At 33.8% G+C, this 12,307-nt stretch carries 11 protein-coding genes and 1 pseudogene; 6 read left to right on the top strand and 6 right to left on the bottom strand.

Annotated features, from left to right (window positions below; genetic code table 11):
- The first annotated feature begins 18 nt into the window (after window positions 1–18).
- From ACP5FO_RS04710 to ACP5FO_RS04720, 3 genes are read left to right on the top strand one after another with little or no spacing between them, the layout of a single operon-like run.
- Window positions 19–1,563, top strand: coding sequence for an acyl-CoA carboxylase subunit beta (locus ACP5FO_RS04710; protein ID WP_428106479.1), 1,545 nt, complete (start codon window positions 19–21; stop codon window positions 1,561–1,563).
- Window positions 1,564–1,571: 8 nt separating this feature from the next.
- On the top strand, window positions 1,572–3,125 hold the full coding sequence (gene accC / locus ACP5FO_RS04715) for an acetyl-CoA carboxylase biotin carboxylase subunit (RefSeq protein ID WP_428106476.1): 1,554 nt from the start codon (window positions 1,572–1,574) through the stop codon (window positions 3,123–3,125).
- 22 nt (window positions 3,126–3,147) lie between these two features.
- Window positions 3,148–3,654: a biotin/lipoyl-containing protein gene (locus tag ACP5FO_RS04720; protein WP_428157092.1), complete on the top strand. Its 507-nt coding sequence runs from the start codon at window positions 3,148–3,150 to the stop codon at window positions 3,652–3,654.
- A gap of 35 nt (window positions 3,655–3,689) precedes the next feature.
- Here ACP5FO_RS04720 and dtd read toward each other — a convergent pair whose 3' ends face one another.
- From dtd to ACP5FO_RS04745, 5 genes are all read right to left on the bottom strand, one after another.
- Window positions 3,690–4,127 carry a D-aminoacyl-tRNA deacylase gene (dtd, locus tag ACP5FO_RS04725; RefSeq protein WP_428106469.1) on the bottom strand — a complete coding sequence of 146 codons (438 nt, stop codon included), beginning with the start codon at window positions 4,125–4,127 and terminating at the stop codon, window positions 3,690–3,692.
- Complete coding sequence (locus tag ACP5FO_RS04730) at window positions 4,102–4,590, bottom strand: hypothetical protein (RefSeq protein WP_428157093.1); 489 nt, start codon at window positions 4,588–4,590, stop codon at window positions 4,102–4,104. Before ACP5FO_RS04730 ends, dtd begins: the two co-directional genes overlap by 26 nt.
- Window positions 4,591–5,865 carry an ATP-binding cassette domain-containing protein gene (locus ACP5FO_RS04735; protein WP_428106462.1) on the bottom strand — a complete coding sequence of 425 codons (1,275 nt, stop codon included), beginning with the start codon at window positions 5,863–5,865 and terminating at the stop codon, window positions 4,591–4,593. It lies immediately after the preceding gene.
- Window positions 5,866–5,867: 2 nt separating this feature from the next.
- Window positions 5,868–7,607 carry an ABC transporter permease gene (locus ACP5FO_RS04740; RefSeq protein WP_428106458.1) on the bottom strand — a complete coding sequence of 580 codons (1,740 nt, stop codon included), beginning with the start codon at window positions 7,605–7,607 and terminating at the stop codon, window positions 5,868–5,870.
- A 155-nt stretch (window positions 7,608–7,762) separates the two neighbouring features.
- Window positions 7,763–8,926 (bottom strand): cation:proton antiporter, encoded by a 1,164-nt coding sequence (locus ACP5FO_RS04745; RefSeq protein ID WP_428157094.1) that lies wholly within the window; start codon window positions 8,924–8,926, stop codon window positions 7,763–7,765.
- Between the two features lie 80 nt (window positions 8,927–9,006).
- Between ACP5FO_RS04745 and ACP5FO_RS04750 the strand changes: the two genes are divergently transcribed.
- The 3 genes and pseudogenes from ACP5FO_RS04750 to ACP5FO_RS04760 all read left to right on the top strand — a co-directional run bounded on the left by ACP5FO_RS04750 (window position 9,007) and on the right by ACP5FO_RS04760 (window position 10,018).
- Window positions 9,007–9,348 carry a TraR/DksA family transcriptional regulator gene (locus tag ACP5FO_RS04750; RefSeq protein ID WP_428106453.1) on the top strand — a complete coding sequence of 114 codons (342 nt, stop codon included), beginning with the start codon at window positions 9,007–9,009 and terminating at the stop codon, window positions 9,346–9,348.
- Window positions 9,311–9,499 (top strand): annotated as a pseudogene (locus ACP5FO_RS04755) (double zinc ribbon domain-containing protein); the annotation flags it as partial. The gene ACP5FO_RS04750 and the pseudogene ACP5FO_RS04755, both read left to right, overlap by 38 nt.
- Window positions 9,500–9,622: 123 nt before the next feature.
- Window positions 9,623–10,018, top strand: coding sequence for a ComF family protein (locus ACP5FO_RS04760; RefSeq protein WP_428157096.1), 396 nt, complete (start codon window positions 9,623–9,625; stop codon window positions 10,016–10,018).
- A gap of 3 nt (window positions 10,019–10,021) precedes the next feature.
- Here the strand turns inward: ACP5FO_RS04760 and ACP5FO_RS04765 are convergent.
- Window positions 10,022–12,307: NADP-dependent malic enzyme (locus ACP5FO_RS04765; RefSeq protein WP_428157095.1), on the bottom strand; the 2,286-nt coding region annotated here is incomplete at its 5' end.

The following is a 12,307-nucleotide window of genomic DNA, read 5'->3' on the forward strand; positions in this document are numbered from 1 at the left end:
TGTTTATAGGAGGAGTCGATGAAAGATAAGCTAAAGGAATTCAAAGAGAAAGAACAAGAAGCAGAAATTGCCGGCGGTTTGCAACGTATTGAAAAACAACATGCTCAAGGCAAATTAACAGCAAGGGAAAGACTGAATTTATTACTTGATGAAGGTAGTTTTGTAGAATTAGACAAATTCGTTGTTCACAGATGTACAGATTTTGGTATGGATAAACAAAAAATTTATGGTGATGGCGTGGTTACTGGGTATGGCACTATTGACGGAAGATTGGTTTATGTTTTCAGTCAAGATTTTACCGTATTCGGTGGATCGCTTTCCAGCATGCATGCAAAAAAAATATGTAAAATTATGGATTTAGCGGGAAAGACGGGTGCTCCTGTAATTGGTTTAAATGATTCTGGTGGTGCTAGAATTCAAGAAGGTGTGGAATCGCTTGGTGGTTATGCTGATATATTTTTGAGAAATACACTGTTTTCTGGTGTTGTGCCGCAAATTTCAGTTATTATGGGTCCAACTGCAGGCGGCGCAGTGTATTCTCCTGCAGTGACAGATTTTACAATAATGGTGAAAAATACAAGTTTTATGTTTATAACGGGTCCAGATGTAATAGAAGCGGTAACTGGTGAGAAAATAACCAAAGAAGAGCTTGGTGGTGCAGAAGCTCATACTACAAAAACACAGGTATCTCATTTTGCTGCAGACAATGATGAAGATGCATTAATGCTTGTTAGAGAGTTGTTGCAATTTGTGCCTCAGAACAATATGGAAGAGCCACCATTTGTGCCAACAGAGGATCCAATAAATAGACAAGAAGAATCAATTTATGATCTTATACCTTCTGACCCAAATAAACCTTACAATATCAAGGATCTTATTAAAAAAGTGGTTGATGAAAATTATTTCTTTGAAATTCAAGAAAATTATGCAAAAAACATTGTAATAGGCTTTGCAAGGTTAGGTGGCAGGAGCGTAGGGATTATCGCAAATCAGCCAATGTATTTTGCCGGTGCGCTTGACTATAAATCAGCTATTAAAGCTGCTAGGTTTGTGAGGTTTTGTGATGCGTTTAATATTCCAATTATTACTTTTGAAGATCAGCCAGGATATATGCCAGGTGTTGCACAAGAACACAATGGCGTTATAATCCATGGTGCAAAATTGCTTTATGCATACGCTGAAGCAACAGTGCCAAAGATTACACTAATTGTAAGAAAAGCTTATGGCGGAGCTTATGATGTGTTGGGTTCAAAGCATTTCAGGGCAGACATAAATTATGCATACCCAATAGCAGAAATTGCTGTTATGGGACCGGATGGTGCAGTTAATATATTGTTTAGAAGGGAAATTCAGGAGGCAGAAAATCCTGTAGAAAAGAAAGCAGAGATTGTCAGGATGTACAGAGAAAAATTTGCAAATCCATACATTGCTGCATCTCTTGGCTATATTGATGAGATTATTGATCCAGCACAAACCAGGCAAAAATTAATTCAGGCATTGGAATTAACTAAAAATAAAAGAGAATCAAATCCACCCAAAAAACATGGTAACATTCCACTATAGGAGGAAAAATGGTTGCTTATAAAAAATTTAAGAAAGTATTGATTGCAAATAGAGGTGAGATAGCTGTTAGAATATGTAGGGCGTGTAGGGAAATGGGCATTACAACAGTAGCTGTTTACTCTGAGGTAGATAGGAATGCTTTACATGTTAGATATGCAGATGAGGCTTACTATATTGGCGCTGCACCTGCAACTGATAGCTATCTTAGAATAGATAAAATAATTGAAGTGGCATTAAAGAGCAACTGCGATGCCATTCATCCAGGGTATGGCTTTTTGGCAGAAAATTCTGAATTTGTGAATGCATGCAACAAAAATAACATTACATTTATTGGTCCAAATACACAATCTATGTACATTTTAGGCGATAAAACTCGTGCTAGACAAAAAATGAGTGAAGTGGGTGTACCTATTGTGCCTGGCATTAAAGACCCTGTTAAAGATTTGGATGATTCATTGAAAATTGCCGATGAAATTGGCTATCCTATAATGTTTAAGGCCTCAGGTGGCGGTGGTGGCAAGGGTATGAGACTTATAAAATCAAGGGATGAGTTTAAAGAAGTTTACGATTTAGCCAAAGGTGAAGCATTAAATGCATTTGGTGACGACAGGATGTATATAGAAAAAGCAATAGAAAAACCAAGGCACGTTGAGGTTCAAATTGCACGCGATAAATACGGCACGGGTATACATTTATTTGAAAGGGAATGCTCAATCCAAAGAAGACATCAAAAGGTTATTGAAGAATCTCCATCTATGGCTATAAATAATGAAGTAAGGTATAAAATGGGCGAAGCGGCTGTTAGGGCAGTTGCAGCTGTAGACTACGACAGCGTGGGAACAGTAGAGTTTTTGGTCGATAAAGACATGAATTTTTATTTTCTTGAAGTAAATACAAGGGTGCAAGTTGAGCATCCAGTAACTGAGCTTGTTACTGGTATTGATATTGTAAAACTTCAAATAGGTATAGCAGAAGGTAAACCTTTACCAATAAAACAGGAAGAAGTTCGCCAATATGGCCATGCAATTGAATGCAGAATTTATGCCGAAGACCCAGAGAAGAACTTTATGCCCTCGCCTGGTATTATTGAAGGTTTAAGATTACCTGGAGGACCTGGCGTTAGGGTAGATACAGGTGTGTATGAAGGAGCGGAAATTCCAATCTACTACGACCCAATGGCTGCAAAATTGCTTGTGTGGGCAAAGGATAGAAACGCAGCAATAGCTAGAATGCAAAGGGCTTTAAGCGAGTTTATTGTAAAAGGCATTAAAACAACTATTCCTTTCCATCAAAAAGTACTCAGAAATCAAGATTTTATGGATGGTAATATTAGCACAGATTTTATTGATAAAGAAGTATTAGAAAAACCTCAGCCAAGAGAGGGCTCTTCTGTGGCAGCTATTGCTGCTGGAGCTATAGCAGAACATTTGAGAGAGGAGTCGCTTAAGAGCAAACTTTTAATCTTTAAAGAAACCTGCGGTGCTGGAAGTACTTGGAAAGAAGCTGGCAAAAAAGCGGCAATGCTAGGTTTAAGCTTTGGTGATATATACAAGACCTCTTAAAATTTACTTAAAGGAGTGAAGTATGGCTTATGTAGTAAAAATGGACGATGTTGATTATAAAGTACGCGTAACAGAAATTGAAGCTAATAAATTTGAAGTATACATAGATGATAAATCCTATATTGTAGATGCAAGGTTAACAGAAGGTAGTGTCTATTCCCTGCTTATTAACAATGAATCTTTTGAAGCTGACGTAGATTACAAAGGTGAAAACAACTATCATGTATTAACAGAAGGTGATTTGTTTAAAATCAGTGTTATTGATGAAATGAAAGCTAAATTAATGCAACGCAGAGGTGGTAGTTCAGTAGAAGGCAAACAAGTTATAAAATCTGAGATGCCAGGTAGAGTTATTAGTGTAAAAGTGAATATTGGTGATAGTGTTGAAGAAGGCGATATATTGCTAATACTTGAAGCAATGAAAATGCAGAATGAAATTAAAGCACCAAAAAGTGGTGAAGTAAAAGAGCTTTTTGTTAAAGAAGGGGAAAATATAGCTGCTGACTCAAAATTAGTCGTAATTGAATAAACAAATTTTAGGCTCTAAATTAATTTAGAGCCTATTTAATTTTCAATCATTATTGTAACAGGGCCATTGTTTAAAAGTTCTATTTTCATAGAAGCACCAAAGATGCCATTCTTGGTTTCGATACCGTTTATTTTAAATTGATTAATCATCTTGCTATAAAAGTTTGTTGCTTGGTTTGGTTCCATAGCATTAAAGAATGATGGTCTGTTACCCTTTTTTGTATCTGCTGCCAAGGTAAATTGACTAACTACCATTACCTCGCCTTTTACGTCTTTTAAAGATAGGTTAAATTTTTTATTAATATCTTCAAAAATTCTTAAATTGATGATTTTTTGTACCATTAAATTAATATTTGATTCTGTATCGTCTTTAAGAAAGCAAACGAATGCAAGCAAACCATTTCCAATTTGTGAGTATAATTCATCTTCTATATACAACTTTACGTAATTAACGCGCTGTATTAAGCATTTCATCTAATTTTACCCTCAATCGTTTTCCTAAATAGTTTTCTAATTCTAATATTAGTTTGTTTAATGTTTGAGAATCTTTTGTATATATTCCATTTTGTAATAAAATTGTTTTTAAAAAATTAATAACGCTTTCGTTCACATTGTTATTTTTTAGTGATTTAATTGTTTTGACTAAAAAGTTATAACTTATATCTATCTGACTCGCTATATCTACTATAAAAAAAGCTGCCATTAACTTATCTTTTGTATTTAAATGTTCAAATTTATCTGCTAAATAAAACTTACGTACGATGTATATGTTTTTTTTGTTTGACTCTATAAAATCAAAATTAAATATATAAACTAAATTTATCTGTTTATTGCCATAAATAACAGCATCTTTTGAGCCTGTTGTTGTTATGATTTTAACAAAATTAATATTTTGAAAATGTGTTTTTTTTACAATTATGCCATTTTCATTAATCATTTATTGCAAACTTACCTCTTCTGTTTCACTATCGTACGCCAATAAATCGGCAAACCTTGCCCAGCCTATAAATGTTTTGAATATCTTTTCTGGATCTTCATGTGGTAGTTTATTGCTTATTTCGTTTATTATATCTTCTTTATATAAAAATTCATTATCTGAATTTTTAACAATATCAACAAGGTGTCTTACAAGTCTTAAATCTAGAATTTCTTTTTTCCAGATTTGTTTGCGTTGTTCTATATCTGATTCAATAAATTTTCTTCCGATTGTTGTAAAAACAATGCTTCGTCTTGGTGTATCAACAAAATCCAGCAATTCTGCAGCTTTTGTAATTTTGATTATATCACCAAATTCTCTATTGAGTTCAACTGCAATATGAAATATATCATCATATCCACCATGTGAATCTAAAAATTCGAGTAAACCCACAATTTCACCTGGCGAAGCTTCGGGCAACGCTTCAAAAAAGTTTTCTTTTTGCTGTGTTTCAACTGCCTCTGGTATATCGGGCATATCGCTTGCTGTAATTATATCGTGAATGTAGTCTACCATATTAAGAAAATCCATACTTCTATAATCCCTTGGTCTTGGTAATTTATTTTCTATTATAGTTTTAATTTGCGTTGGTTTATCGCCAAGAACTATTATTTTATCGCTTAAATAAACAACTTCTTTAATATCATGACTTACTATAAGTATAGATTTTGGATTTTGGGTTAATTGCCAAATATCGATTAATTCCGACCTTAAAGATTCTGCAACAAGCGTATCTACATGGCTAAAAGGTTCGTCCATTAAAAGCAATTCGGGCTGCACAGCCAGGGCTCTTGCTACGCCAACACGCTGTTGCATACCACCTGAAAGCTCTTTTGGATATGCTTCTTCAAAACCAGCAAGACCTGTTATTTTTATTACCATGTTTGTATATTTTTCTACTTCATTTTTATCAAGATTAAGTGGTTTTAAGGCCAATTTTATATTTTCTTCAACATTAAGCCATGGCAATAAGGCAAAATTTTGAAAAACCATTGAAACGTTTGGGTTTATATCAATAACAGGTTTTCCTTTATAGAAGACGCTACCTGAAGATGGTTTTAAAATACCACAAATCATGCGTAGTATGGTAGATTTTCCCGAGCCAGAAGGCCCCAAAATTGACACTACTTCATTTTCGTATATGTCAAAGCTAATATTTTTAAGCACCTCTATTGACTTTTTTGTAGACAAACTAAAATTTTGTGACACATTTTTTATGTTGCAAATAACATCCATGCCTACCTCACTTTATAGTTTTGTGATAATTTATAAAGATTTTTCCATACAAGCTTATTAAAAAATACCACAGTTAGAGCCATTGTTAAAACACTGGCTGCTAAAAGTGGAATTTGTCCTGAGTTAGCTGCCTGGCTAATAAGGGCACCTATACCAGTTGTTGTTAAAGTTTGATTTTTAAAATTGACATATTCAGCTACAATAGAAGCATTCCATGCTCCGCCCGCAGCAGTTATCCAGCCAGTAACCAGGTATGGTAAAATAGCCTTAAAGTAAATTGAGCTAAATTTTTCCCATAAAGATAGCTTAAAAATTTTACCCATCTCAATCATCTCAGATGGAATATTTAAAGCTCCAGCTATAACATTAAAGAGAATATACCATTGTGTGCCCATAAGCATTAGAATGATGCTGCCATAGCTTAAATTTATTTTTAAAATGTAAAATATACCTATCAAAGCAGGAAATAGCATAGGAGCAGGAAAACTAGCAGTAATTTGTATAATTGGTTGTAAGATCTTTGATAGTTTTGGAGATAAACCTAAATATATCCCAAGTGGTATTGTCCATAAAGAACCTATTAAAATTGTAATAAGTACTCGAATCAGTGTATATGAATCTGATTTAAAAATCGTATACCATGTAGTAGATGGTAGATTTTTTATCATAAAAATGATTTTATAACTGGTGTAAATAATAAAAATAACAATTGTTATTAAGATTAGATTTGCAAAAAAATTAGCAGCAAGGTTTTTTTTTATTTTTTTATCCTTTTCTATTTTTATGTTTATTTTTAAATATTTAAATTTTTCTTCAAACCATATTGAAGTTTTTTTGTATGAATTTCTAACAAACTCAAGTATATTTGAATCTATTAGCAAGTTTAAGAACCATGATTCTTTAGGTTTTGAAGTTACAGAGTATTCGATCTTAAATTTTTCAGACCATGCAACAAGTGGTTGCCAAATAAATTGATCAAGCGCTACAATAATAATGATCATAGCCAGAATGCCATACGTCATAGCTGCATAATTTCCAGCATTTGCCGCTGTGGACATATAAGACCCTAGTCCTTCTAATGTAAAATTTTTATTTCCCAGCGAGAATTCTTCACATAACATTAAAAAAAACCAACCGCCTGCCATGCTCATCATGCTATTCCAGATAAGAGAGGATATTGTAGTAGGAAATTCTATCCACTTAAATTTTTGAAACCAATTTAGCTTATATACGCTAGCAACTTCATTAAATTCTTTTGGAATACTATTTAAAGTGCCATAAAAACCAAAAACCATATTCCATACCTGACCTGTAAAAATCATTATTATACTGGCAAGCTCAAGACCAATATTGTTATTTGGAAATAGAGCAATTAGTGCTAAGACCACTGCGGGTAAAAAACCCAAAACTGGTATACTTTGAAGAATATCTAGTATTGGCAACAATAATTTCTCTGCTGTTTTATTTTTATACATAAAATATCCATAAAGTATTGTAAAAACAAATGACATAGTAAAGGCAACAAGCGCTCTTGATAGTGAATATAGACTGTATTTTATTAGAGAAGCTACAGAAAGGCTTATATGAGCTTCATAATTTATACGTGATGTAGCTTGCTGTGCGTAGTGTGTGATAATGTACAAAATGCTTAAAAGCATTAAAATAAATACAAAATCCGCAATTATACTTCTTTTTTTAACAACATCGAAATTTATATTTGAAAAGCTAGATAGCCCTAACATAAACTCACCCTCCGCATAAGATAAGCAGATGAGCTTATGTTAAAGTTACTCACATGCTTATCTTATAAATTCTTTTACACGAATCGGGAACGTCCATCTAAAACAACTCCTGAATTTAAAAACTTTGAGTAATATTACATTAAGTTTTTTTTTTGTCAAGACATTTTTGTGTTAACTAACTGTAGTCCAAAAGGTGCGATAAGTGTCGTAAGCAGCGATATTATAACAATTAAAGCGTATATCTCGTTATTTAATACTCCGCTAGATTTTCCTATTGTAGCAAAAATTAGGCCCACCTCGGCGCGCGGTATCATAGCAATACCTACGGCTAATTTGTTATATATATCGTTTACCCAAAATCCACTAATTAGTTTGCCTAATAGTGCTATTATTAAAAAAACGAATAACGCAACAAAAAAATGACCTATTGAGGTAAAAGTAGCATTACTTAAGTTAAACGATAATCCTATATAAACAAAAAAGAACGGTTCAAAAAAATATTGGAGTGTTTTAATATGTGATTTTGCTTTTTTGAATGAATTGTCAATTGCTCTGTTTTTTGATAGCCTCACAGTTTGCATGCTATATCCTATAATAAAAGCTCCCAGGATATTTAAATGAACAAGCTTATATGAGGCAAAAGAATATGCGATAATTGCAAAAAATATTATAGCGAAAATATACATAGGGCTTTTATCAAAGCAAAGATTGATTACGTTTTTCAAGATAATTTTAATAAAAGGAATTAGTAAGAATAAGGCAGTAGTATATAAAAGAACCACCAGTGCAATTTCTAAATTTATAGTTTTTGTTTGTGCGAAATTTGATACCAAAAGCAACATTATAATACCAATTATATCATCTATCACTGCTGCCACTAAAACTATATTAGCAACTCTCGTGTGTTGTTGGCCTAAATCCATAAAAGTTTTAAGTGTAACACCTATGCTTGTTGCAACAAGGCTTCCTGCAATAAATATTGATTCGTTTTGATTGTAGTGCAAATATTTAGCTAAAACTAATGAAGCAAAAAATGGCACAAAACATCCTGTAATAGCAACTAAAGTCGCTTGCAAATTTGTCTTAAATCCAGATTGAAGATTGATTTCTAGACCAGACTCATAAAGTAGAAAAATAATGCCAATTTCAGCAAAAATGTAAATTATTTCATTTGGTTTAATTATGTTTAAAGCGCAAGGACTAAGTACGATGCCTATTGTTACGTAAACTACAATCTGAGGTATTCCAAAATTTTTTAACCATTCTCCAAATACTTGGGTTAATAAAATTATTGTAGCTATGAACAATATCGACACCATTGTTGAATTGTAGCATATATAATTTTACTTGACAAATTTTAAAAAAAGATTTTAATAGTAACAGATTTTAGGGGGTTTGTATGGACGAAAAAACCTTAAACGAGCTTAGAGATAGATTGTTATATTTAAAAAGAGAAATTCAGCAAAGAATTAAGGATAATAATGACCGCGTAAGAAGTTTAGAAAGTGGTGATGAAGGTGATTTTTCAAATAGTATTTCCTATAAAGATCTGACTTATAATTTAATAGAAAAAGACAGAGTCCAATTAATTGAAATAGAAGAAGCATTGTATAGAATAGAAAACAATACTTACGGTATTTGCGAAAGATGCAAAGAGTCTATAGAAATTGAAAGATTGAAGGCAAAACCGACAGCAAAATATTGTGCTAAGTGTAAACATATTATCGAATCTCATAGGTAATTTTAAAAGCCTTATTTTCCCTTCAGATTGTATTTTCTGTCAAAAACCAATCAAAAATGGTTATATTTGTAATGATTGCATGAAGGATATGATATATAAAGGTCCAAGGTGCACAAAATGCTCAAAACCTGTTAATCAAAATATCATATTGTGTTCAAATTGTATACAGAAGCACTATTATAAGAAAGGATTTGTTTTGTGGTCATATGAAAACGAGAAAGTTGCACATTTAATTAAGCTATCCAAATTTCACAGTCATTTTTATTATCTAAGCGTGATAAAAAAATTTAAAGAATTCATCGATTTTAGTATTTTCGACGGAACCGAGGCATTGGTTGCTGTTCCTATGTACAAAAAAGATTTACAAATAAGAGGTTACAATCAATCAGTTATTATTGCAAAAATCTTAAGTAAAATTTCAAAAGTACCAGTGGCCTATGATTTGATTGAAAAGGTAAAGCAAACAAAACCTCAAGTAGGCTTGAAAAGACAAGAGAGGTTAAATAATTTAAAAAATGTATTTGTTTTAAATAAAAAAGCGAAAACCTTAAAAAAAGTATTAATAGTTGATGATGTTGTAACAACATCATCAACTATTAACGAGTGCGCTAAATTGCTCCTGGATGTAAACATAGAATCAAATTTTTTTGCCTTAGCTGCAGAAACTTAAGCATTACTTTCCATTTTTCTTTTCTTTCCTTTGAGCATCAAATACGGACAAAGCTATCATGTCTTCTATGGTTCTAACAGGTGAGCCCATCTCAAGGACATGTATGCTCTTTTTTAGCCCAAGCAGTATTGGTCCTATAGGGTATGCACCACCTAGCTTGTACATGAGTTTATAGGATATGTTTCCTGCATCTAAGTTTGGAAAGATAAATACATTGGCTTCTTTGCCTTTTATTGTGTTAAATGGGTAGAACCCATCCCTTAGAGATACATCGCTTGCAATAGTTGCCTGCATTTCTCCTTCTATTAGTAAGTCTGGGTTTATTGACTTTGCTATCTCTACGGCTTTTTTAACCTTTATAGCTTCTTGTTGCTCGTTGCTGCCGAAGTTTGAAAATGACAGCATTGCAACAACAGCCTGCGCGTTTGTGAGATCTGTGTAGAACCTGGCTGTTTCTATAGCTATATAAGCAAGTGTTTGGGAATCTGGGTTTATATTTATCGTGGTGTCCGCAAATAAGTATATGCGGTTTTGAATGACCATTATATATATGCCTGCAACAGGTACATTGGGAGATTTTTCTGTAACCTGCAAGATAGGCCTTATAACTGTTGGGTAGTTGTAGGTTTCACCAATAAGCAATGCATCAGCATCGCCTTCCCTTACCATCATTGTAGCAAATACATTGGGTCTGTGGTTTATAATGTAGCCTGCCTCTTCTTTTGTTATGCCCTTTCTTTGCCTTATCTCAAGCAGTCTTTCTATGTAGTATTGTCTTTTTGGTGACTGCATGGGATCTATGAACTCTATCTTATCTATAATGTTTTGGTTTAGGCCTAATTCTTTTATCTTATCTACAACAAACTCTTTGGTTCTACCCCTTGAACCTACAAATACAGGTTTGAATATACCTTCTTCTAATGCATTTTGAACAGCTCTTAAAATATTGGGGTTTATTGTTTCTGTGAATACTACCCTTTTTGGGTTTTCTTTGGCTTTTTCATATATGTAGCGTGTTATGGATCTTGTCTTGTCCAGCTTTAGCTCAAGAGTTTTCTTATACTCCTGTATATTGAAGTGCTCTATCCTTGCTACCTTAGAGTCAATTGCAGCCTGTGCGACAGCGCTTGATACGTATATTAAAGCTCTTGGGTCAAATGGCTTTGGTATGATGTAGTCTGGACCAAACTTTAAGTTTGATAAGCCGTAGGCTTTAAGTACACCTTCTGGCACATCCATTTTAGCTAGGTTTGCTAAAGCTTTTGCAGCTGCTATCTTCATTTCTTCGTTTATTGTTGTTGCCATAGTATCCAGTGCGCCTCTGAATATGAAGGGAAATACAAGTACATTGTTTATCTGGTTTGGGTAGTCACTTCTACCTGTTCCTACTATAGCATTTGGGTTTGCTTCTTTTGCTTCTTCGTATGTAATCTCAGGCGTTGGGTTTGCCATGGCAAATATTATAGGGTGATCATTCATGGATTTTACCATTTCTTTTGTAAGTATATTTGGCTGGGATAAGCCAAAGAATACATCAGCACCTTCCAGGGCTTCCTTTAGCGTTCTAACAGATAGAGTAGTTGCAAACATTTCTTTGTATGGGTTCATCCCTTCGGTTCTGCCTTTGTATATTACACCTTTTGAGTCTATCATTATGATATTTTCCCTTTTTACACCAAGGCTTACATAAAACTTGGCGCATGCAATAGCAGCTGCCCCTGCACCACTTATTACGACTTTGATGTTTTCAATGTTTTTGCGGCTTATTTCTAAAGCATTGAGAAGTGCTGCTCCAGAGACAACAGCTGTACCGTGCTGGTCATCGTGGAATACCGGTATGTTCATTTTCTTTTTAAGTTCATCTTCTATGTAAAAGCATTCCGGGGCTTTTATGTCTTCAAGGTTAATCCCGCCAAATGTTGGCTCCAGGGCAGCTACAATTTCTATGATCTTGTTTGGGTCTTTTTCGTTTAGCTCTATATCAAACACGTCTATATCTGCAAACTTCTTAAACAAATTACCCTTTCCTTCCATTACTGGCTTTCCTGCCAGTGCTCCAATATTGCCCAGGCCAAGTACGGCTGTGCCATTTGTTACAACAGCTACAAGGTTTGATTTTGTGGTGTATTTGTAGGCATCCTGCGGATTTTCTTTTATCTGCATGCATACTTCTGCAACGCCTGGTGTGTAGGCTAGCGATAGATCTTTTTGGCTGTTGAATGGCTTTGTGTATCTTACTTCTATCTTGCCTGGTTTTTCCATGCTATGGTAGTCTAGTGCTTCCTGCTT

Origin of the sequence: Desulfurella sp., from assembly GCF_049977265.1 — a bacterium.
In the GTDB taxonomy this organism is placed as follows: Bacteria; Campylobacterota_A; Desulfurellia; order Desulfurellales; family Desulfurellaceae; genus Desulfurella.